The sequence below is a fragment of the Candidatus Pelagibacter sp. genome, assembly GCF_052048095.1.
In the GTDB taxonomy this organism is placed as follows: Bacteria; Pseudomonadota; Alphaproteobacteria; order Pelagibacterales; family Pelagibacteraceae; genus Pelagibacter.
This window is the reverse complement of sequence record NZ_JBNAKG010000001.1, coordinates 788844-811074: the sequence shown is the minus strand read 5'-3', so window position 1 is coordinate 811074 and position 22231 is coordinate 788844. Positions and strand designations below refer to the sequence as shown.

Genomic DNA, 22231 nt, shown 5'->3' with positions numbered 1-22231 from the left:
ATTATTTTACTTTTGAGTTTACTATTTCTAAAATAGGTTTTGTTATATCTAATTCTGATTTTGCAATATATATATTCTTTTTATCAAAAATTAATGTTATTTGATTTTTCTCCATATAATCTGAAATAATTGGATTAATTTTTTGTAATAACGCTAAAGTTTCTTCATCTCTTTTATTATTAAATTTTGATGAAAGATCAACTTTTTGTTTATTAAATTGTTCAATCTTTTTTTTAAAAGCTTGTATCTTGATGTTTATATCTTCTTGTGAGGAAATATTTTTCAGCTTATCTAGCTCCTCCCTTTCTTTAATTAATTTTTGTTCCTGAGATTTTAGATCGCTAATATTCTTTTTATTTAATTTATCTAAATCAGATAATACTGATTTTCCAGCTTTTGATTGAGTTAGTAAAAAATCAATATCTATAAAAGCAATTTTTTCGTTAGCATTTGCAAAAGAAAAGGAGAAAAAAAATATTATATAGATTAATAAATTTTTTTTCATTAGAAGGTTGTGCCCAAATTAAATCTGAATGTTTCTGTTTTATCTGTATTGCTTTTTGAAATAGGTGAAGCTAAAGAAAAGTTTAATGGACCAATAGGTGTAAACCAATCTACACCTATTCCTACTGCACTTCTAATATCATCAGATTTATCGCTAAGAGATGAGTCATAATCAACACCCCATATATTTGCTGCATCAAAAAAAACTAAGAAGTCAGTATTTTGTGCGTTCTCAAGTATAAATGGTAACGTTGATGTGAAGTTGACAGTAGAGACATAGTTACCGCCAATATAATCATTTCCATCTTTAGGGCCTACTTTTCCAAATTCAAATCCTCTTAATCTATTTGATGGTGCAAACAATCTTTCTGATAATTTAATATCTTTGTCTTTAATTGAGCTTGCTGCTTTCATATAAATTGAAAAACTTGAAATATTATCATCATAGAGTTCTGTAAAATATTTGTAAGTATATGTGTTTGTTAGCGTATTAGTCTCACTAACAAGAGGGACACTTGTTTTATATGTACTTCTAAAACCATCAGATGTTTGAAATTTTTGGTTCCTTTTGTCATAATCAAAACTAAAATTTGCAAATGTATCAAAGTAATCACCTTTTTGCTTCTTCATTTTTGCAGAAGCCTTTGTCGATGTTTTAATTTTTTCAAGATAAGATGAGGTACCTAACCCAATTCTAACGTCATCGTAATATTCAAAATTTGTTCCTAATTCAAAACCAGTTTTACTAGTCTTATATCCTGAAGCTTTTAATTTGTCAGTCTCACTAGCTTCAGCTGATGCATAGACGGCTTTATCAGAGTTTCTAAAATTTGGATTTGATACACTAAATAACCCTTTAATAGTATCTGAACCTAATGATATATTAGAGTCTAATGCAATTCCACGGCCTAAATAATTATTTTCTCTAACACCAAAACCAATACTAGTACCCGAGGTTCCAACTCCAGCAGATGCTGTTATTTCACCAGTAGGCTTTTCTTCAACTGATATGTTGATTACTTTAGAGTTATCATTTGAACCATCAACAATTTTTTGGTTTACGGTTTTAAAAAAATTCAAACTTTGAATATTATTTACAGATTTATTGGTTAGAATTTCGTTGTAAGGATCACCTTCATCCACCTCTAATTGATTTCTTATAACATTCTCTCTTGTAATATTGTTTCCAAAAATGTTTATTCTTTCAACAATAAATTTTTCACCATCTTCAATATTAAATGTTAAATTAATCTTATCATCAATGATATCTTCATCTACTGATGCTTTTATTGAAATATATTGCTCATTTAATGTAATCTTATCAACCTCTTCCAAAATCTTTTCTATAAGATTAATAGAGTACGGTTGTCCTTTGAGTTCATCAAATCGTAATTGTAAAGAAGAAAAGTTATTTGGATCAAAATCTTCAGGTAAATTTAATTTAAATTCATTAAAATAAATTTTCTTATTTGCATTTATATTATAGATAAGTTCGAACTCATTTTCTCCGACTAATTTGGCAAAAGATGAGTTTATTTCTGCATTGTAGTAACCTTTATTATTATAAAAGTTTTGTAATAATCTTTCATCAAAAGAAATCATATCTTCATTTAAAAATTTTTTTCCTGATATAAATTTCCAAAATTTATATTCTTCACTTATAATAATCCCTTTTAATTTTCGATCTTTAAAAACTTTATCACCGTTAAAAGTAATTTTTTTTATTTTTGCTTTTTCTCCTAGATCAACAACATAAGTCACATTTACTAAATTATTTTCCAGCTCTTCAACAAAAACATCTGTACTTGAAAAATAATAACCTAATTTTTTTAAATTATTATCGATCTTTTTCTTATCTTCTTTGAGTAAAATCTCATTATAAGAAGATCTATCCTTAAGAGATAAATTTTCTAATATTGCATCTCTTATTTTTTGAGCTTTAATTCCTTCATATTGTAAATTTTGAATTATAGGAAACTCATCTACAGTGATTTTTAAAATTTGATTATTAAAATCCACTACAACATTATTAAAATAGTTAGTATCATAAATTTCTTTTAGAATTTTGTTGACATCGTTTTGATTAATATCATCATTTACTTTCACCTTTGAGAACATGACAATGGTTTGATCTGGAATTCTGTCATTTCCTTCAATTTCTATTTTCTTAATTACTTCAGCGTTAACAATTGAAAAATAAAATAAAAAAAATATTTTTATAATTATAAATTTAAACATGTTTTGTAACGTATCTTGCTATAACCTTGTAAAATCAAAATTCTCGCGAATATAAACATTTAATCCTAAAATGTCTTGAATATTTTTAGGAGCAACATGTTTAAAATTCTTAATTTTATTAAGTTTTATGAACTTATATAATTTTTTTGAAATATCTAAATAACTAATCTTATTATTTAAAAATAAGTCCACCAAAATATCATTAGCTGTCACAATTGCTGTTTCAAAAAGAGAGGTTTTATGGGGTAAAAAATTCAAGATTTTAAGAATTTTAAATCTTTTATCATTTGGTTTTTCTAGTTTTAAATTATTTAATTTACTGATTGATACATCTTGGGTTTTTATTGTTTTAGATTCGTTATTATAAATTGAATTAAATATTGGCACTTTCATTGTTGTGTCATGCGCTACAATCTTAATTATACCATTTTGAAATTTAACGATTGAATGCAAATAAGAATCTTTGTGTATTAAGATATCTATTTGCTGATATTTGACATTAAATATATTCTTAGCTTCAATTATTTCAAAAACTTTATTCATCATTGTTGATGAGTCAATTGATATTTTATTGCCCATTTTCCAATTAGGATGTTTCACAGCTTGATTAGGAGTAATGTGTTTAAACTTTTTTATATCTAAATCTTTAAAAGGTCCACCTGATGCAGTTATAAAAATTTTTTCAATTGAATGTTTAAAATTATTTGTTGCCATCCAAATGGTGAAATGCTCAGAATCCACTGGAATAAATTTAGTATTATATTTTTTTAAACTTTTTTTTATTAAAGGCCATCCACAAATAATTGCCTCTTTGTTAGCAATAGCTACTGATTTGGATAATCTAATAATGTCTAGTGTCGGTTTTAATCCATCAATACCAGTAATAGCACACATTGAATAATCAAACTTTGATTTATGATTTTTTATGAAATGATCGAAAGAGTTAAATATTTTGATGTTTCTTTTTTTAATTTGGTTTTGTAACTTATTGAAAGCTTTTTTATCGGTAACAATTAAATTTTTTACATGGAATCTGATGGCTTGTTTTAAAATTTGTTTATAATTTTTATTAGCAGATAATAAATCAATTTTGAAATTATTTTTATCCTTGGAAATAATATCAATTAAAGTTTTACCAATTGACCCTGTTGATCCTAAAATTGCAATTTTCTTTTTCATTAATAAATAACATTAATTATAATAAGACCAAATGGTAACGCAAAAAGAATACCATCTATTCTATCGAGTAAACCTCCGTGCCCAGGTAAAATATTTCCAGTATCTTTTAATTTAGCTTTTCGTTTTAAATAAGAAATAAATAAATCTCCAATCTGACAAATTGCGGAAATCACAATTGATGTGAATAAAATAATTTCTAAGTCTATAAAACTTATTGAATAGGAATATACTAAAGAAAAAAATATTGTTAAAAGAAATGAGCCATACATGCCAGAATATGTTTTGTTTGGACTTATCTTTGTAAGTTTTTTTCCTTTGAAGGTTTTACCAAAAATATATCCACCGATGTCACTTAAAATGCATATTGTAATAATGAAAATTAAATTCCAACTTACATTTGGTTGATTTTGTAAAAACTCATCAACAACAACTTTTATAAAAAATAATAGATATAAAAATATTAGAAATTTTATAAAAAATTTTTGGAGAAAATTTCCTTTATTTTTATTCAATATTTTTTCAAAAATATCATTTATTTCTATCCAAGAGATAACGAAAATTAATAATAATGAAGAAATTAATACTACAGAATATTGTAGCATTAAAAATAATAAAGATATTAGCAATACAGATGTAAATAAACGTTTATTTAGTTCTTTTTTCATTAAACACCTCCAAAGTTTCTTTTTAAATTTTTAAACTCATTGATTATTTTTCTATAATCTTTTTCATTGAAATCCGGCCATAATTTTTTTTCAAAGAAAATCTCAGTATACGCAATTTGCCATAATAGAAAATTACTTAATCGTTTTGTATTACCCGTTCTTATCAATATATCTGGATCGGGTACATTTGCTGTAAATAAATTACTACTAATATTCTTTTCATTTATGACGATATTTTTTCGTTTGATTATTTTAATTGAATTAATTAATTCATTTTTGGAACCATAGTTAAGAGCTAAATTAATTTGTAATTTTTTATTAGACGATGTTTGCTTTTCGGAATTATTTAAAAGTTTGATGATTTTTTTAGATAATTGAGTTTTATCACCAATTATTTTTAACTTAATATTATTTTTCGTTAACATATTTATTTTTGTTAAAAGAAAATTTTCTAACAAACTAAACAAAAAATTAATTTCTTTAGCTGGTCTTTTCCAGTTTTCTGTAGAAAATGTATATAAGGTTAAGAACTTTATTTTTTGAATAATTGTTTCTTTAATTATTTTTTCAACTGATACTAAACCTGCTTTATGCCCTGCGTTTCTATTTTTCTTATTTTTTAAACCCCACCTACCATTGCCATCCATTATAATGGCGACATGTTTTATTGGGTTCATATAGTCATTATTTCTTTTTCTTTGGAAGAAACTTTTTCATCTACAGATTTAATATGATCATCTGTGATTGTTTGAATAACTTTTTCTTTTGATTTTTCTTCATCTTCACTAATGTCTTTAGATTTCAAAAGTTTTTTTAATTCTTCATTTGCTTCTCTTCTTATGTTCCTAATGGAAACTTTGCATTTTTCTCCCATTGATTTGATCATTTTTTTTAATTCAGTTCTTCTTTCCTCATTAAGCTCAGGAACAGGAAGTCTAACTAATTGACCATCAATTTGTGGGTTTAAGCCAAGCTCAGATTTTTTTATTGCTGCATCAACTAGTGGCACATTATTTTGATCCCAAACCTGAATATTAATCATTCTAGGTTCTGGAGTTGTAATGCTCGCTAATTGATTTATTGGCATTTGTTGACCATATACATCAACTTTAACTAAATCTAACATTGATGCATTAGCTCGACCAGTCCTTAATGAACTCAGCTCTTTAACAAATACATCAATAGTTTTATCCATCTTTGAACTATATGATTTATCGTCGAACATTATTCACCAATTTTTATTCTTGAAAACTCTTTTATTTTTAAATCGGCAATACCAAGCTCTTTAATTACGTCCTGAACTTTTTTCTTTGGTTCCATAACCCAAGCTTGAGTAAGTAATGAATTTTCTTCCTTAAATTTATTCATTTTTCCAATGCTTATTTTCTTAGCTATATCTTCTGGTTTACCTGAATTCTTTAACTCTTCTGTAACTAGCTCTTGTTCTTTATCAATTATAGATTGATCTAAAGAACTAGAGTCAAGGGCCAGAGGATTTGAAGCAGCAATATGCATAGATAGTTGTTTACCAAAAGATTTTAGGTTGTCAGATTTGTCCGAGGTTTCTAAAGAAACTAAAACAGCAAGTTTAGAAAGGTTATCTTTAACTACGGTATGTAAATAGTGAAAGTTGATAGCACCTTCATTTTTGATAGTTTTTACTTTACCTATAGTTATTTTTTCTCCAATTTTTGCAACTAAAGCTACAAGATTATCTGAAACTGTTTGTCCGTTTTTCATCTTTGAATTGTTCAAGTCATCCAAATTTGAATTTTTTTCATTATTCATTTCACTTAGTTCTTTAACAAAGTTTATAAAATCATCATTCTTTGCAACAAAGTCTGTTTCGCAATTTACTTCAATAGCTGAAATTTTTCCTTCATCACCAGAAACAGCAACTACTCCTTCTTTGGCATCTCTAGACATTTTTTTTGATGCTTTAGAAATTCCTTTTACTCTTAATATCTCAACTGCTTTATCTAAATCACCACCAGACTCTTTTATTGCTAAGTTACAATCTTTAAAACCAGCTCCAGTTGCTTCTCTTAATTTTTTAACTTTCTCTATATCGCTCATATTAATTCAATTTATCCTTTTTTTCTTTTGCAAATTTTTCATCTAATTTTTCTCTATCAAGTTCTCCTAGAGTTTTTTCACTTTTTTTTGTTTCTTCTTTAGGTTTTTCCTGTGCAGGGATAGATGATTTAGCATTATTAATTGTTTCTTTTATTAAATTACAATAAAGATCAATTGATCTTCTAGCATCATCATTTCCAGGTATAGGATAGTCGATTCCATCAGGATTTGAGTTGCTATCTAAAATTGCTATTATTGGAATACCAAGCTTAACTGACTCTTGAATAGCTAATGATTCATAATTAGTATCAATAATGAATACTAGATCTGGAATTTTTTTCATTTCTGCTATTCCACCCAAAGATCTTTGAAGTTTATCTTTGGTTACACTCATTTTTAAAAGTTCTTTTTTTGTAAAACCTCTATTTTCAGAAGTAAGATCAGTTTCTAATTTTCTTAATTTCTTAATTGAATTAGAAATTGTACCCCAGTTTGTTAACATTCCACCAAGCCATCTATGATTTACAAAATATTGGTCAGTTTCTTTTGCAACTTCAGCAACAGCTTCTGAGGCTTGTTTTTTTGTTGATACAAATAAAATTTTTCCATTGTTTGCAATAGTTGAATAAACTTTTTCTAAAGCAATCTTTGTTAGCTCTAATGTTTGAGTTAAATCAATTATGTGGATTGAATCCCTTTTGCCAAAAATGTATTTTTTCATTTTTGGGTTCCATCTTAAAGTTTTGTGGCCAAGATGAACGCCAGCTTCTAAAAGTTGTTGTAGTGTAAGATTAGGTATTTTCATATTTATTCCCGGTTAAGCCACCACAGTAATTTCCATTTAAGGACCGGAGGTATAAAACCAAATACTGTGTGCGTATTGTTAATTTAAGCTTGTAATACAAGATTTATTTAATTTAACAAGTAATTTTTAGATAATTTCAGCCTGAATTTGTTGATTTTTAATTAAATTTAAAGTCTTGCGATCTAAATTCCTTAAATTTTCAAGCTGCAAAAAAAGTTTTTTATCATTATTTTCAAACTCTATATTTATTTTGGTATCACCTTTTTCAAATAAAAGATTTGAAATTTTTTCAATTTGATCTTCTGAAGAAATCTTAAAAACAACTTCTGAAATAGGTTTATTTACAAGATCTTTTAAAGAGGCAATTTTTTGAACATTTATTCTTTTTGTTTTATTTTCGTCGTTTGAAATGTTTTTAAATAAAGTTATTAGCAAAGAATTACCCTCTTTTAAAATTTCTCTATTTAAATCTAGTGTATCTGAAAATATAAATAATTCGAAAACGCTATTTAGATCTGTAAGTTTAATAACACCATAAGGTGTGCCTTTAGAAGTCTTTCGTTCTGTAAGTTTTAGCAATGTAGCTGAAATATTTGCCTCTTTAATTTGATCATTGTTATTAAATTCTAAGTAATCAGCAATATTATAATCTTCAAATGTATCTTTGAATTGATTTAAAGGATGATCTGAAATGAAAAAACCAACTGCTTCAAATTCTTTTGAAAGTCTTTTTTCAAATTTCCAATCATCAATTTTATGAATTAAATCCTCATCATTTTTAGATAACTCGTCTCCAAAAAGATCTATCTGATTTGCTGATTTATTTTCAAAAATATTTTTTGATTTGAGAATTAAGTTGGGAATAGAATTAAATAAAGCTTGTCTATTATTTTCTAAATTATCAAATGCTCCTGCTTTGACCAAGCCTTCTAATTGTAGTTTATTAATATCTTTAGGGTCAACTCTATTAATAAAATCATTTATCGAGCTAAATTTTCCATTTTGCTCTCTCTCTTTAACTATGTTTGAAATAGCTTCATAACCAACTGCTTTAATTGCACCCAGGGCATAATAAAATTTTTCATCTATAGTTCTAAAATCTGCAAAACATTCATTGATATCAGGTCTTATTATTTCAACTTTTAACCTTCTTAGTTCTTCATAGAATTCACTTAATTTGTTTTGATTTGATAAATCCATTGTCATTGAAGCTGCTACAAATTCTTTTGGATAGTATGTTTTTAAAAATGCAGTTTGATATGAAATAATTGCATAAGCTGCCGCATGACTTTTATTAAATCCATATTCAGCAAATGGTTCTATCTTTAAAAAAATACTTGCTGCAACATCTTTGCTAATGTCATTATTTACAGCACCATTAATAAATCCTTGTTTTTGTTTTTCTAACTCTGCTCTTTTCTTTTTTCCCATTGCTCTTCTTAAAATATCAGCTTGACCCGCAGTAAAACCAGAAAGTTTTTGTGCAATTTGCATTACTTGTTCTTGATAGATGATTACTCCATAAGTAGGTTTTAAAATATCCTCTAACAATGGATGGAGGTAGTCTGGTGTTTGTCTTCCGTGTTTACAGTCATTGTAAGTTGGTATATTACTCATTGGGCCTGGTCTATATAAAGCAACCAATGCAATGATATCCTCAATATGATTTGGCTTCATTTGAAGTAGCGCTTCTCGCATTCCAGCACTTTCAATTTGAAATAGGCCGACAGTTTTTCCTAATGATAATAATTCAAAAACTTTTTGATCATCAAAATTAATTTTTTCTATGTCAAAATCTTTATTTTTTTTTCTAATTAATTTTTGAGTATTATTAATAACTGTTAATGTTTTAAGTCCTAAAAAATCAAACTTAATTAATCCAGCATTTTCAGCAGAATACATATCAAATTGCGTTGAAGGCAAAAGAAGATCTGCAGAATTATCTTTATATAATGGTACAACGTCAGTTAATTTCCTGTCTGCAATCACAACACCAGCAGCATGTGTTGCTACGTTTCTATTTAAACCTTCTATTTGCAAAGAAATTTCAGCTAATTTTTTTACACGTGGGTCCTCTTTTATCATTTTTTGTAGTCGAGGTTCACCTGCAATACATTCAGATAAAGTTTGTGGTCTTGATGGATCAAAAGGTATCATTTTAGAAATACTATCAACAAAACCATAAGGCAAACCTAACACACGACCAACATCTCTAATTGCCATTCTAGCTTTTAATTTTCCAAAAGTTATAATGTGGGCAACACTGTTTTCGTATTTTTTTGTTAGATACTTGAAAACTAAGTCTCTTTTTTCCTCGCAAAAGTCTATATCAAAATCTGGCATAGATATTCTGTCAGGATTTAAAAATCTCTCGAAGATAAGATTAAATTTAATTGGATCTACATCTGTGATTGACAAACACCAAGCTACTAAAGATCCTGCTCCTGAACCTCTTCCAGGGCCTACAGGTATATCATTATTTTTTGCCCATTTTATATAATCAGATACAATCAAAAAATAACTTGAATACTTCATCTCAATAATTATTTTTAATTCATGATCCAATCTATCTTTGTAATCTAAGTATTTAGAATTTTTATCAAATTCTTTTTCATTGATGTTAAAAACTTTTTTAAATTTATTTCTAAGGCCATCTAATGAATTGTTCATTAAAATTTCATCAGCGTTACCTTCTTCTTTTGAGCTAATATCTGGAAGAATTGGCTTAGACGAAGTTGGTCTATAATTACATCTAAGTGGAAAATTATAATTATTTTCTAAAGCTTCAGGTAGATCTGAAAATAATTCAGACATTTCATTATCATTTTTTAAGTAATGTTCATTAGAAAATTTAATTCTATTTTTTTCATTTACGTAAGTTTTATTCCCTATACATATCAAAGCATCGTGAGCCTCATGCATATTTTTTTCTAAGTAAAAAACCTCGTGGGTTGCAATAATTGGTATTTGATTTTTAAAAGATTGATTTAAATTAAATTTTTCAAATCCTTTTTCATTTTCATCATTGTGCCTTTGTATTTCTATATAAAATCTGTTATTATAATTTTTCTTTAACAGTTGATATAATTCGGTGATTTCAGAAAATTTACCTTTATCGAATAGTTTTCCAAATAATCCATTTATAGATCCTGAAAAAATTGCTACACCTTCATTTTTATTTAGAAGATCTTCAAAATTTATATGTGGATCTGATAAATTATCATTTTCTAAAAATGATCGAGATGATAGATAAATAATTCTTTTGTAACCTTCTTTTGTTAGTGCAAATAAAGGTATCAATCCAAATGTATCACCATATCTTACATAAATTTGCGTGCCCAAAATTGGCTGTGTTCCTACTTTAGATAATTTTTCAGAAAATTCTAAAGCGCCACACAAATTAGAGGTATCGCTTAAACCTAAAGATTTTATTTTATTTTCTTTACAGATCTTATCGATATCATCAATTTTGACAGCACCTTCACAAATTGAGTATTGAGAATGAATTTTTAAATGATTGAAATTTTGTAATTTAATTTCTGGCATTAATGGTTTTTATATTACCATTAACCATTTCCAATATGCAATCTGACTTATTTGCAAAATATCTATTGTGAGTTGCAAAAATAATAATTCTATCTTTTGTTTTTTGCTCAGACAATAATTTGAAGATTTCTTTTGCAGTATTTATGTCTAAACTACCCGTAGGTTCGTCAGCTAAAATAATTTTAGGCTCATTAATTAAAGCTCTTGCTATAGCCACACGTTGAATTTCACCTCCTGATAATTCTGAAGGAAAATGATTTATCCTATTTGATAAACCAACAGATTGAAGAATTCTTTTAGCATTTAATATAGATTGAGATTTATTTTCTCCACTAGCCATATTTGCTAAATATACATTTTCTAATGCAGTAAAATCATTTAAGAGATTATTTTGTTGATAAATAATTCCAATATTTCTCGCTCTAAACAAATCATTACTTTCTTTATCTTGAAATTTAACAATATTTTCATGAATTCTAAGCTGACCACTAGTTGGTTCATCTATTAACGATAAAATATTTAATAATGTAGATTTACCTGATCCAGAAGGTCCCATTAATGAATAAATTTTACCTAACTTAAATTTATAATCTAATTTTTTAATAACATTCACTTTTTTATTTAATGAAAAACTTTTGGAGATTTTATTTAATTCAATGTAACTATTCATATTTTATTGATTTAATTGGATCTAATCTTGCAGCTTTCATTGCTGGAAAAATAGAAACTAAAATTGTAATTAAAATAGAGCATACAGAAATCAATATTATAGATGGAATATTTATTTCAGAAGGCATTTTGCTTAAAAAATAAATTTCTTCAGGAAACAAAGTTATATTGAATGTATTGCTTAAAAGCTCTCTTAAATTTTCAATATATATAGAAAATGCTACTCCTAAAAAGATGCCAAAAAATGTTGCTGAAGTTCCAATAATTACTCCCACAAGGAAAAATATTTTGATGATAGACTTGTTTAAAACACCAATAGATTTTAAAATACCTATATCTTTTGTCTTATTCTTTACAAGGATTGTTAATCCTGAAATTATATTAAAAGCTGCAACAATAATTATTAAAGAAAGAATTATAAACATTACATTTCTTTCAACTTTCAAAGCTGAAAATAATGGACTATTCAAATCTGCCCATGAATAAACGTAATCCTCATTATAAAAATTTTGTACTAATTCTTTTTGTTTTTCAATATTTTTAGGATCTTTAAAATATAGTTCTAAATTTCTTTTTTCTAACTCATAGTCAAAAAATTCCTCTAAACTTTTTAGATTTATAAATGCTACATTGCTATCAAAATCAGAAAGGCCACTATCAAATATAGATGATATAATAAATTTTTTTTGTTTTGGTAAGCTTCCAACAATTGTATCAACTGATGAAGGTGACATTAAAACAATGCTATCTCCTAGATCTACATTTAAAATAAAGCTTAATTCTCTTCCAATAGAAACTGAATCCTCGTTTAGGCTATTTCTATTACCAATAAAATTTTCATTTTTAATAATGTCAAGTTTATCAAAATCTGATTTCAAATATCCTCTTAATAAAATCCCTTTTGTTAGATTATTATTTAAAATTACTGACTCACCTGAATTGCTTAAAGTATAATACTTAATTTTATCTTTAATCTTATTTTCATTTAATTTTTTTAAATTAATTTTATTTGTATAAGGTTTAACGGTTATGTGAGAGTTGAATCCCACAATTTTATTAACTAGTTCTGTCCTAAAACCATTCATTACGGACATTACAATTATTAATACTGCAACACCCAGGCTGATTCCAATAAATGAAAAAATAGAAATAACATTTAAAAAACCATCTTTTTTTCTGGTTTTCAAAAATCTAAAAGTAACTTCTTTTTCTAATTGAGAAATCAATTTTTATTTTTTTCTTCTGATATAATTTTGATTATTTCTGAAACTGATAAATTTTTAGTTTCTTCTCCAACTTCTTTAAATTCAAAAAGGTTACCATCTGATTTTTTACCTATAATTATTTGATATGGAGCGCCTATCAAATTCATTTTTTTTATTTTTGATGAGAGGTTTTCATCAGTGTCATCAATAATTACATCGATATTATGTTTATTTAGTTCAGCCATCAAATTGTTAGCTTTTTCTAAAGATGTAATATCATTCTTGTTAATCATTGGAATGATAGCAACATCATAAGGAGCAACAGATAATGGCCATTTCATAATTTCATTTTTATCATCAAACTTAGCCTCGATTATGGCACCAACAAGACGTGAAACCCCTATTCCATAAGATCCCATTTTGACAAAATCTTTTTTTCCACCTGGTAAATCAACGGAGGCATTCATTGGTTTTGAATACTTATCGCCAAAATAAAATATATGTCCTACCTCTATACCCTTTGTGATCAATCTATTTTCTTCTGATACCTGTTGTTCAAATTCTTCTTTATTGAATTTTTCATCTGTAACAGCGTAATATTGTTCATATTTTTTTCTTAATGATTTTAATGAATCTTTTTCTAATGATGTTCCTTCTCCACTTAAATAAAAAATTCTTTTGTCAGTGAAAATTTTACTCTCTCCAGTTTCAGCAAGAATAATAAATTCATGAGATAAATTTCCACCGATTGGACCTGTATCTGCTGCCATTGGTATTGCTGTTAAATCCAATCTTTTGAAAGTTTTTAAATAAGATAAAAAAAATTTATTATATGAGAAAAAAGCTTCTTCATCATTAATATCAAATGAATAAGCGTCTTTCATATAAAATTCACGACCTCTCATTATTCCAAATCTTGGTCTTATTTCGTCTCTAAATTTCCATTGAATATGATATAGTAACTGTGGAAGTGATTTATAAGATTTAACAGAGGCTCTAAAAATCTCTGTTACAAGTTCTTCATTGGTAGGACCGTAAAGCATCTCTCTTCCTTGTCTGTCTTTTATTCTTAACATTTCCTCACCATAATCTTCATATCTGCCACTTTCTTTCCAAATTTCACTAGATTGTATTGTTGGCATTAAAATTTCCTGAACACCGATTTTATTTTGTTCTTCTCTTACAATTTGTTCAATTTTTTTCATCACTTTAAAACCAAGTGGTAACCATGAGTAAATACCTGCTGAAGATTGTTTTATCATTCCAACCCTCAACATAAGTTGATGTGATTTAATTTTGGCTTCAGATGGATTATTCTTTAAAATTGGAATAAATGATTTTGAAATATACATTAGCTTATCATATTCCTTAAATTCAAATATTCAAACTTCATAAGCACAAATAATATTCCAAAAATTATAGTTGTAATTAACGTGCAATATAAAAATTTTTTCAGCATTTTTGGATTTTGAGGTGAACCAGGATCTTCTCCCTCAATCTCTACAGGTTTATTTCTATCTACATCAATAGGTAAAATTGAGAAAAAAATAATCCACCATATAATAATATATAAAATAGCTAATCCAGTAACGCTCATTAAATTTTAACTATATTGATATTTGTATATGGTTTTTTTCCAGTCTTTTCTTTTGAAAATTTTCTACATGCAATTTTTAGAGCATCGATGAGATTGTGTTCTTGTTGTTTACTACCCAACTTAAAAGATCTGGTTGTTTTTTCTATTTCATCTTCCATACCATAGACAAATTCATCTTTTTCGAAAATTGGTAAGCCTTTATATGAAACAATTGGACTATTATGGATATTTCCTTTTGGGGTCACCATAATCGTAATTTCTAAATAACCATTTGCACTTAAATTTTTTCGTTCCTTTATTGATTGACTTTCTTCTTCAACACTAACACTACCATCTAAGTAAAGTCTTCCACTAGGAGCTTTATCATAAACTTCAGGCTTATTACCTGGGGCTAATTTAACTATATCACCATTTTCCACTTGAACAGGAAATGGTACTTGCATTTCTTTTGCAAAACTTATGTGTTCAATCATGTGTCTATGCTCACCATGAACAGGAATAACACATTTAGGTTTTACCCAATTATACATATCTCTTAAATCTTCTCTGTTAGGGTGGCCTGAAACGTGAATAAATTCACTTTCTTCAGATATAACTTCTATTCCATCTTTTACTAATTGGTTATGAAGTTTATATAATTTTTTTTCATTACCTGGAATTATCTTTGATGAAAAAATTACTGCATCTCCTTTTTCAATAAACACATCAGGATGAGTATAACTTGATATTCTCATCATTGCTCCCATTGGTTCACCTTGGCTACCTGTGCACAAATAAACCATTTTTTCTCTTGAGATATTTTTTGCTTCTCTTGGATCGATAGGTTCAATTGTATTTTTTAAATAACCACATTGTCTTGCTGCTTTATAAATTCTGTGCATTGATCTACCAACTAAAGAAATTTGTCTCCCAGTTTGTTCTGCACAATAAAAAGCTGTTTCCATTCTTGCTACATTAGAGGCAAAAGAAGTGACAATAATTCTTTTTTTTAGTCTACTCATTACATCTAGCATATTTTTTCTGACATCGGCCTCTGAACCAGATCTTCCGGCACTAAATACGTTAGTCGAGTCACAGATCATTGCTAGGACACCTTCGTCACCAATTTCTTTTAATCTCTTAGCATTAATTTCATCTCCAATTAATGGGTTTGGATCAACTTTCCAATCTCCAGTATGCAGAACTACACCAAGAGGAGTTTTAATTTTTAAGCCGTTTGGTTCTAAGATTGAATGTGTAAGTGTGATATATTCAATTTCGAAAGGATCTAAATTTACTTTTCCATTTAGTTCGACTATCTGTAAATCGTTAGTTATATCGATATGTTTCTCTCTAAATTTTTCTCTTATTAATACAGCTGTAAATGGTGTTGCGTATATTTTACAACAAAGTTTTGGCCATAAATGAGCTATAGCTCCAATATGATCTTCATGTGCATGTGTTAATACTATACCCATTAGATTATCTTTTCTTTGTTCAATAAAACCAGGGTCAGGATATATCAAATCTATACCTGGAACAGTGTCATCTGCAAAAGTAACACCTATATCAACCATTATCCATTTATGATTGCCTGGTTGACCAAAGCCAAACAGGTTCATATTCATTCCTATCTCACCCGATCCACCTAGTGGACAAAATAAAAATTCATCTTTCATTTTATTTAATTAAATTAGATGACTTGATAAGGCCATTAATCGTTATATCAGTATCTTGTTTTACTTTCGTTTTTATTTGATTTTTAAATAATTTTGAAAAACCACCAGTTAAAATTACTTTAAAAGATTTTCCAGTTTCTTTCTTAATTAAATTTATAATATTGTCAATTAATCCAGCATAACCCCAAAAAAAACCAGATCTGACAGCGGAAATCGTGTCTTGCCCAACAATTTTAGTCATTTTTTTTAAGTTAATTTTAGGAATCAGTGTTGCTTTATCTGAAAGTGTATTAAGAGACAATCTAATGCCAGGAGATATTATTCCACCTTTGTAATTTTTTCCTATCATAACATCAAATGTAGTAGCTGTCCCAAAATCTAAAATGATGAAGTTTTTTTTTTCATTTGAAACACTTATAGCATTCGCCAATCTATCAGATCCAACTTGTTTAAAATTTACATCAATCTTAATTAAAGAATTTAAATTTAATTCTTTTAATTCATGACATTTTACTTTTGTTTTTGATAAAAAAAATTTTTTAAGACTTTTAAATGTTGAAGGTACTACACTGCAAAATAAAATTTTTTTAGTCTTATTAAAATCATAATTTTTAAAATAATAATTTAGTTTCTTAATATCTATCTTTTTACTATTTAATGAAAACTTTTTAATTTTTTTTAATCTATCATTAATTATACAAATTTTTGTTTCAGTATTACCTATATCTCCTACTATAATCATTTGTTAATTTTTATAATATTTTGATAAAAATTTCTCAAAGTTTTTTTTTAATAATTCAATAAATTTTGATTTATCAATTTTTTTATTGGTTATTTTATATAAATTTGTTGTTGGATAATTTGGAATTGTAGGATTTTTAACTAAATTAAATCCTATACCTACAATTAAAAAATCCTTGTTTGGTTTTTTAATTTTTTCTTGTAAAATTCCACATATTTTCTTTCTATCTATTAATAAATCATTAGGTTTTTTAAAGGTAATCTTTTTGCCATAAAAATTTGATACGACTCCCTTAACTAATAAACAATTCTTTTTAGTAAGAGTTTCCATAGAAAAATTTATCTTATTTAATTTAAAAAAAAATGACAAAAACACATTACCTTTAGAAGAAATCCATTTTCTGCCATATTGACCTCTACCACCAGTTTGGGTTTCAGAAATTATAATACCGAAATCGTGATTATTTTTTTTGATAATTCTAATTGCTGTCTGATTTGTGCTTTTAACTTTTTTAAAATTAAATTGTTTAAACTTCATTAAATAATATTAATTTTTGAAACTACATCAATTATTTGGCTCGGGAAAATGAAGTAGATCAAAATTAATATTGTTGATACTGAAAGTGAAAATTTTAACCAAAAGCTATGGTCGGTATCATATTTTTCTTTTTCTTCATCAAAATAGACAATTTTTATTATTCTTAAATAATAAAAGGCTGCAATAACTGTCGATAGCAATCCAACAATTGCTAAGAAATACATAGATTGTTCAATAACAGCTTTAAACACGTAAAACTTTGCAAAGAAACCGGCTAATGGCGGTATACCAGCTAAAGAAAAAAGTATTACTAATAATGATAAAGATAATAGTGGATGGTTTTTAGATAAACCTGATAAATCATCAAGAGTTTCATAATACTTTTCATTTCTTCTTAACATTAATAAACAAGAGAATAATCCTAAATTCATAATTACATAAATTGTTATGTAAATTACAGAACTTTGAATTCCCTCATTAGTTCCCGTAGTTAATCCAGCAAGAGCATACCCAATGTGTCCTATAGAACTGTAGGCTATAAGTCTTTTGATATTTTTTTGACCAATCGCAGCCACTGCACCAAACACCATAGAAGCTATTGATAAGAAAATTAATATCATTTGCCACTGGTCAATCAAATTTATAAATGGTACGTACAAAAATCTTATAAAGACTGTTAAAGCTGCTATCTTTGGAACCATAGTAAAGAAGAGTGTTACAGATGTTGGTGATCCTTCGTACACATCTGGGGCCCACATATGAAACGGTACTGCAGAAATTTTAAATGCTAACCCGACTAATATGAAAACTATTCCAAATGTTAATGCATACTCGTTTGAATCTAGATTACTGGCTATTAATTCAAAATTTGTTGATCCTGAAAAACCATAAATCAACGAACAGCCATATAATAACAAACCAGATGAAAGTGCACTAAGAACAAAATATTTTAATCCCGCCTCTGAAGATCTAACTTCATCTCTGTTAAATGATGAAAGTACATATAATGATAAAGATTGTAATTCTAAACCAATATAAAATACTATTAGGTCATTTGAACTGATCATGACCATCATCCCAAGAACGGCACAAATTACTAAAATAGGATATTCAATTTTTAAAATTTTAAATGTTTTTAGATAATTCGATGAAACTATTAATGCCATTAAAGCAGCAATAATGGTTATTAACTTCATAAAGGAAGATAGATAATCGATAACTACCGTGCCATTAAACATCAAAACTTTATCAATACTTAAAGTTTCATTGAATGTAATGCCTGCAGTAATTAGTAAGATAACTAATGAAAAATTATGGACAAGCTTTGCGCTGTTATTTTTAAAAACTCCCAAAATTAATAGAAACATAATAGATAAAGAGACAAAAATTTCAGGTAAGACTAAATTCAAATTTTCCATATCAATTAATACTAGCGTTATACATTTCTATAAGATTTTGAACAGAAACTTCAATTGTATTCATTAAAGGTTCTGGATAAAAACCAAAAAATAAAGTTGGAATAGCTAATGAAATTAAAATTATAATTTCTGATGTATCTACATCAGTTAATTTTCTTAGGTCATTATTTACTAATTTTCCAAACACAACTCTTTTATAGAGCCACAACATATAAGCTGCTCCAATGATAACACCAAGACTGGCAATTACTGCTACAAGGAAATTATCTTTGAAAGCTCCCATAAGAATTAAAAATTCTCCAATAAATCCACTTGTTCCAGGTAAGCCTAAAGCAGCTAAAGTAAATATCATAAATAAAACAGCATATTTGGGAACAATTGTTACAATCCCTCCATAAGTGCTTATTAATCTTGAATGCATTCTGTCATACACAACTCCCACACATAAGAATAAAGCTGCTGAAACTAATCCATGACTTATCATTTGAATAATACTACCTTCAACACCTTGTTGTTGAATTGTAAATATTCCTAAGGTTACAAAACCCATATGAGCAACAGATGAATAAGCAATCAATTTTTTCATATCTTCTTGCATCAATGCAATTAGCGATGTGAAGATGATCGCTATTACGCTCAGAGTATAAATTAATGGTGTAAAAGTTTCTGAAGCTTCTGGAAATAAACCTATTGAAAATCTGATAAAACCATATCCTGCCATTTTTAATAGTATCGCTGCAAGCAAAACAGAACCTGCTGTTGGCGCTTCAACGTGTGCGTCTGGAAGCCAAGTATGAACAGGCCACATTGGTGTTTTTACTGCAAACGAACTAAAGAAAGCTAGCCATAGTAAATTTTGATATTTTGTATCAATGCCAAGTTCGTAAAGTTTAACCACATCAGTTGTACCATTGATCCAGTATATTGAAATTATCGCAACTAGCATTAGGACAGATCCCAATAAAGTGTATAAGAAAAATTTAAATGCAGAATAAACTCGTCTTGGACCACCCCAAATACCAATGATTAAAAACATTGGAATTAAACCTGCTTCAAAGAATAAGTAAAAAATTATTAAATCTAATGCGCAAAAGACACCTATCATGAAACTTTCCATGATCAGGATTGCAATCAAGAAATCTCTTAATCTGTTTTTAACAGAATTGTTTACTGAGATAATACATAGAGGTGTAATAAAAGTAGTTAGAATAATGAATAAAATAGAAATGCCATCAACTCCAACTTTATAATTAACAAAACCTTTTATCCATACTCTGTCTTCAACAAACTGAAAATCAGCAGTGGTTGGATCAAAAAGATACCATAAATATATTGAAATTAAAAAATTCACTATGGAAGTAAATAAGGCTACATATTTAATTGTGTTCGAATTACCTCCCTTGTCTTTTGAAAAAAATAAAAAAATTGATCCTATTGTTGGTAGTAAAATTAATGATGATAAAATTGGAAAACTCATTTCTTTATTTTACAATTAAAAAAGTTAATAAAGCTGAAAAGCCAAGTAGCATTACGAAGGCATATTGATAAATAAAACCACTTTGAAATTTATTCGCTTTTTGTGAGAATTTTTTAATTAGATTTGAAATTCCATCGGGGCCAAAACCATCAATCATTCTTACATCACAAAACTTCCACAAGAAAGATCCTATAGTTTTTGATGATTTAATGAATATTACTTCATACAATTCATCAAAATACCATTTATTTTTTAAAAATTTGTATAACGGTTGATTTACTTGAACAATTCCTTCCACAACTTTTTTATTTTTTACAAATAAATAATATGAAATTGGAATTGATAGAGTTACCAATATTGGAGTTAGTAATAAAAACCATGTTGGTGGATGTTCAGAGCTTAATGGTTCTAAGAAAAATATAGATTGATTCCAAAAGCTAGATAAACCGTGACCTGCAAATAAGTCTTTGAACAACATTCCTGCAAAAATTGCACCTATAGATAATAAAACTAAAGGTATCAACATTACTAAGGGTGACTCGTGCGTCTCATTAATTTTCATTTTTTCATTATTAAATTCTCCATGAAAAGTTTTAAAAATTAATCTCCAAGAATATATTGATGTCAAAAATGCTGTGAATATTCCTATACCAGCTGCGTAATAGCCTGTGGTATTATCTCTTAAATACGCAAACTCTATTATTGCATCTTTAGAGTAAAAGCCTGATAAAAAAGGAAATCCAGTTAACGCAAGAGTACCTATAATCATCATTGCATAAGTATATGGCAGATGTTTCCAAACACCTCCCATTTTATTAATATCCTGTTCATCTTTAAACGCATGAATTACTGATCCAGAACCCAAGAACAATAACGCTTTAAAAAATGCGTGAGTAAATAAATGAAACATTGCAATGTTGTAAGCACCTACTCCTGTAGCAAAAAACATGTAACCAAGTTGACTACAAGTAGAATAGGCGATAATTTTTTTAATATCTGTTTGCACTAAAGCAACTGATGCAGCAAATAAGGCTGTGGTCATTCCCACTATTGTTATTATGTTTAAGACTAATTCAGAGTATTCATAAATTGGAGAACATCTTACAACTAAAAAAACTCCTGCCGTTACCATTGTAGCCGCATGTATTAAAGCTGAAACAGGTGTTGGACCTTCCATCGCATCCGGAAGCCAAGTATGTAATAAAATTTGCGCTGACTTACCCATTGCGCCTATGAATAATAATAAACAAACTAAATCAATTGCATTAATATCAAATCCTAAAAAGACTAAATTTTTTTCAGTTATTGTTGGGATTTGTTCAAATACCTCAGAGTAATTGACCGTACCAAATAAATAGAAAATTAAAAAAATTCCTAAAGCAAAGCCAAAATCTCCAACTCTGTTAACTACAAAAGCTTTAATTGCAGCAGCATTTGCTGATTCTTTTTTAAACCAAAAACCAATTAAAAAATAAGAACATAAACCAACTCCTTCCCAACCAAAAAATAATTGGATAAAATTATCTGAAGTTACAAGCATTAACATTGCAAAAGTAAATAAAGATAAATAAGCCATAAATCTTGGCTTGTGAGGATCATGAGACATGTATCCAATAGAGTAAATATGAACAAGTGCAGATACAGATGTTACAACAACCAACATAATTGCAGACAATGGGTCTATATTCATAGACCAGTTAACATTTAAAGATCCAGAATTTATCCAGGTAGCTATAACTATATTCTCTTGAAAGTTATTTGCTATAACCTCATACAAAACATAAATTGAAAGTATTGCTGATATAGAAACTAGCACGCTAGTGACTATTTCTGAATTCCTGTCACCAATATATCTGCCAAAAAAACCAGAAATGATTGATGCAATTAATGGAAGAAATAAAATAGATAGTTCCAT

19 protein-coding genes are annotated in these 22231 nt (G+C 27.6%); all 19 read right to left on the bottom strand.

Features of this window, described 5'->3' with window-relative positions; all coding sequences use genetic code 11:
* Position 1: 1 nt before the first annotated feature.
* Positions 2 to 505, bottom strand: coding sequence for an OmpH family outer membrane protein (locus ACTT9P_RS04205; protein WP_440909446.1), 504 nt, complete (start codon positions 503 to 505; stop codon positions 2 to 4).
* Complete coding sequence (bamA, locus tag ACTT9P_RS04200) at positions 505 to 2742, bottom strand: outer membrane protein assembly factor BamA (RefSeq protein WP_440909445.1); 2238 nt, start codon at positions 2740 to 2742, stop codon at positions 505 to 507. The genes ACTT9P_RS04205 and bamA overlap by 1 nt, the downstream gene beginning before the upstream one ends.
* 18 nt (positions 2743 to 2760) lie before the next feature.
* Positions 2761 to 3921 (bottom strand): 1-deoxy-D-xylulose-5-phosphate reductoisomerase, encoded by a 1161-nt coding sequence (locus ACTT9P_RS04195; RefSeq protein WP_440909443.1) that lies wholly within the window; start codon positions 3919 to 3921, stop codon positions 2761 to 2763.
* Positions 3921 to 4586, bottom strand: coding sequence for a phosphatidate cytidylyltransferase (locus ACTT9P_RS04190; protein WP_440909442.1), 666 nt, complete (start codon positions 4584 to 4586; stop codon positions 3921 to 3923). Before ACTT9P_RS04190 ends, ACTT9P_RS04195 begins: the two co-directional genes overlap by 1 nt.
* Complete coding sequence (uppS, locus tag ACTT9P_RS04185) at positions 4586 to 5263, bottom strand: polyprenyl diphosphate synthase (protein WP_440909441.1); 678 nt, start codon at positions 5261 to 5263, stop codon at positions 4586 to 4588. The genes ACTT9P_RS04190 and uppS overlap by 1 nt, the downstream gene beginning before the upstream one ends.
* Entirely contained in the window at positions 5260 to 5811 is a 552-nt protein-coding gene (gene frr, locus ACTT9P_RS04180) for a ribosome recycling factor (RefSeq protein WP_440909440.1), read from the bottom strand. Before frr ends, uppS begins: the two co-directional genes overlap by 4 nt.
* Complete coding sequence (gene tsf / locus ACTT9P_RS04175; RefSeq protein ID WP_440909439.1) at positions 5811 to 6662, bottom strand: translation elongation factor Ts; 852 nt, start codon at positions 6660 to 6662, stop codon at positions 5811 to 5813. Before tsf ends, frr begins: the two co-directional genes overlap by 1 nt.
* Before the next feature lies 1 nt (position 6663).
* A complete protein-coding gene (gene rpsB / locus ACTT9P_RS04170; RefSeq protein WP_440909438.1) occupies positions 6664 to 7467 on the bottom strand; it encodes a 30S ribosomal protein S2 in 804 nt (267 codons plus the stop codon).
* 126 nt (positions 7468 to 7593) lie between these two features.
* Entirely contained in the window at positions 7594 to 11013 is a 3420-nt protein-coding gene (gene dnaE / locus ACTT9P_RS04165) for a DNA polymerase III subunit alpha (protein ID WP_440909437.1), read from the bottom strand.
* The gene (locus ACTT9P_RS04160) at positions 11000 to 11683 is read right to left on the bottom strand and encodes an ABC transporter ATP-binding protein (protein WP_440909436.1); all 684 of its coding nucleotides are present in this window, start codon (positions 11681 to 11683) and stop codon (positions 11000 to 11002) included. The genes dnaE and ACTT9P_RS04160 overlap by 14 nt, the downstream gene beginning before the upstream one ends.
* Positions 11676 to 12908 carry an FtsX-like permease family protein gene (locus ACTT9P_RS04155; RefSeq protein ID WP_440909435.1) on the bottom strand — a complete coding sequence of 411 codons (1233 nt, stop codon included), beginning with the start codon at positions 12906 to 12908 and terminating at the stop codon, positions 11676 to 11678. The genes ACTT9P_RS04160 and ACTT9P_RS04155 overlap by 8 nt, the downstream gene beginning before the upstream one ends.
* Entirely contained in the window at positions 12905 to 14239 is a 1335-nt protein-coding gene (proS, locus tag ACTT9P_RS04150; RefSeq protein WP_440909434.1) for a proline--tRNA ligase, read from the bottom strand. The genes ACTT9P_RS04155 and proS overlap by 4 nt, the downstream gene beginning before the upstream one ends.
* Entirely contained in the window at positions 14239 to 14484 is a 246-nt protein-coding gene (locus tag ACTT9P_RS04145; RefSeq protein ID WP_440909433.1) for a DUF1467 family protein, read from the bottom strand. Before ACTT9P_RS04145 ends, proS begins: the two co-directional genes overlap by 1 nt.
* Positions 14484 to 16142 (bottom strand): ribonuclease J, encoded by a 1659-nt coding sequence (locus ACTT9P_RS04140; RefSeq protein WP_440909432.1) that lies wholly within the window; start codon positions 16140 to 16142, stop codon positions 14484 to 14486. Before ACTT9P_RS04140 ends, ACTT9P_RS04145 begins: the two co-directional genes overlap by 1 nt.
* Position 16143: 1 nt before the next feature.
* On the bottom strand, positions 16144 to 16884 hold the full coding sequence (locus ACTT9P_RS04135) for a type III pantothenate kinase (RefSeq protein WP_440909431.1): 741 nt from the start codon (positions 16882 to 16884) through the stop codon (positions 16144 to 16146).
* Between the two features lie 3 nt (positions 16885 to 16887).
* The gene (locus ACTT9P_RS04130; protein WP_440909430.1) at positions 16888 to 17421 is read right to left on the bottom strand and encodes a biotin--[acetyl-CoA-carboxylase] ligase; all 534 of its coding nucleotides are present in this window, start codon (positions 17419 to 17421) and stop codon (positions 16888 to 16890) included.
* The gene (nuoN, locus tag ACTT9P_RS04125) at positions 17421 to 18839 is read right to left on the bottom strand and encodes an NADH-quinone oxidoreductase subunit NuoN (RefSeq protein WP_440909429.1); all 1419 of its coding nucleotides are present in this window, start codon (positions 18837 to 18839) and stop codon (positions 17421 to 17423) included. Before nuoN ends, ACTT9P_RS04130 begins: the two co-directional genes overlap by 1 nt.
* 1 nt (position 18840) lies before the next feature.
* Complete coding sequence (locus ACTT9P_RS04120) at positions 18841 to 20316, bottom strand: NADH-quinone oxidoreductase subunit M (protein ID WP_440909428.1); 1476 nt, start codon at positions 20314 to 20316, stop codon at positions 18841 to 18843.
* Between the two features lie 4 nt (positions 20317 to 20320).
* On the bottom strand, positions 20321 to 22231 hold the full coding sequence (nuoL, locus tag ACTT9P_RS04115) for an NADH-quinone oxidoreductase subunit L (RefSeq protein ID WP_440909427.1): 1911 nt from the start codon (positions 22229 to 22231) through the stop codon (positions 20321 to 20323).

What these genes read in the sequence shown, in the direction of transcription:
- uppS (WP_440909441.1), bottom strand. Translation starts at nt 5,263, where the DNA reads ATGAACCCAATAAAACATGTCGCCATTATAATGGATGGCAATGGTAGG.
- frr (WP_440909440.1), bottom strand. Translation starts at nt 5,811, where the DNA reads ATGTTCGACGATAAATCATATAGTTCAAAGATGGATAAAACTATTGAT.
- ACTT9P_RS04130 (WP_440909430.1), bottom strand. Translation starts at nt 17,421, where the DNA reads ATGAAGTTTAAACAATTTAATTTTAAAAAAGTTAAAAGCACAAATCAG.
- ACTT9P_RS04195 (WP_440909443.1), bottom strand. Translation starts at nt 3,921, where the DNA reads ATGAAAAAGAAAATTGCAATTTTAGGATCAACAGGGTCAATTGGTAAA.
- nuoN (WP_440909429.1), bottom strand. Translation starts at nt 18,839, where the DNA reads ATGGAAAATTTGAATTTAGTCTTACCTGAAATTTTTGTCTCTTTATCT.
- ACTT9P_RS04160 (WP_440909436.1), bottom strand. Translation starts at nt 11,683, where the DNA reads ATGAATAGTTACATTGAATTAAATAAAATCTCCAAAAGTTTTTCATTA.
- ACTT9P_RS04140 (WP_440909432.1), bottom strand. Translation starts at nt 16,142, where the DNA reads ATGAAAGATGAATTTTTATTTTGTCCACTAGGTGGATCGGGTGAGATA.
- proS (WP_440909434.1), bottom strand. Translation starts at nt 14,239, where the DNA reads ATGTATATTTCAAAATCATTTATTCCAATTTTAAAGAATAATCCATCT.
- ACTT9P_RS04120 (WP_440909428.1), bottom strand. Translation starts at nt 20,316, where the DNA reads ATGAGTTTTCCAATTTTATCATCATTAATTTTACTACCAACAATAGGA.
- tsf (WP_440909439.1), bottom strand. Translation starts at nt 6,662, where the DNA reads ATGAGCGATATAGAGAAAGTTAAAAAATTAAGAGAAGCAACTGGAGCT.
- rpsB (WP_440909438.1), bottom strand. Translation starts at nt 7,467, where the DNA reads ATGAAAATACCTAATCTTACACTACAACAACTTTTAGAAGCTGGCGTT.
- ACTT9P_RS04205 (WP_440909446.1), bottom strand. Translation starts at nt 505, where the DNA reads ATGAAAAAAAATTTATTAATCTATATAATATTTTTTTTCTCCTTTTCT.
- bamA (WP_440909445.1), bottom strand. Translation starts at nt 2,742, where the DNA reads ATGTTTAAATTTATAATTATAAAAATATTTTTTTTATTTTATTTTTCA.
- ACTT9P_RS04135 (WP_440909431.1), bottom strand. Translation starts at nt 16,884, where the DNA reads ATGATTATAGTAGGAGATATAGGTAATACTGAAACAAAAATTTGTATA.
- nuoL (WP_440909427.1), bottom strand. Translation starts at nt 22,231, where the DNA reads ATGGAACTATCTATTTTATTTCTTCCATTAATTGCATCAATCATTTCT.
- ACTT9P_RS04145 (WP_440909433.1), bottom strand. Translation starts at nt 14,484, where the DNA reads ATGAGCGTTACTGGATTAGCTATTTTATATATTATTATATGGTGGATT.
- dnaE (WP_440909437.1), bottom strand. Translation starts at nt 11,013, where the DNA reads ATGCCAGAAATTAAATTACAAAATTTCAATCATTTAAAAATTCATTCT.
- ACTT9P_RS04190 (WP_440909442.1), bottom strand. Translation starts at nt 4,586, where the DNA reads ATGAAAAAAGAACTAAATAAACGTTTATTTACATCTGTATTGCTAATA.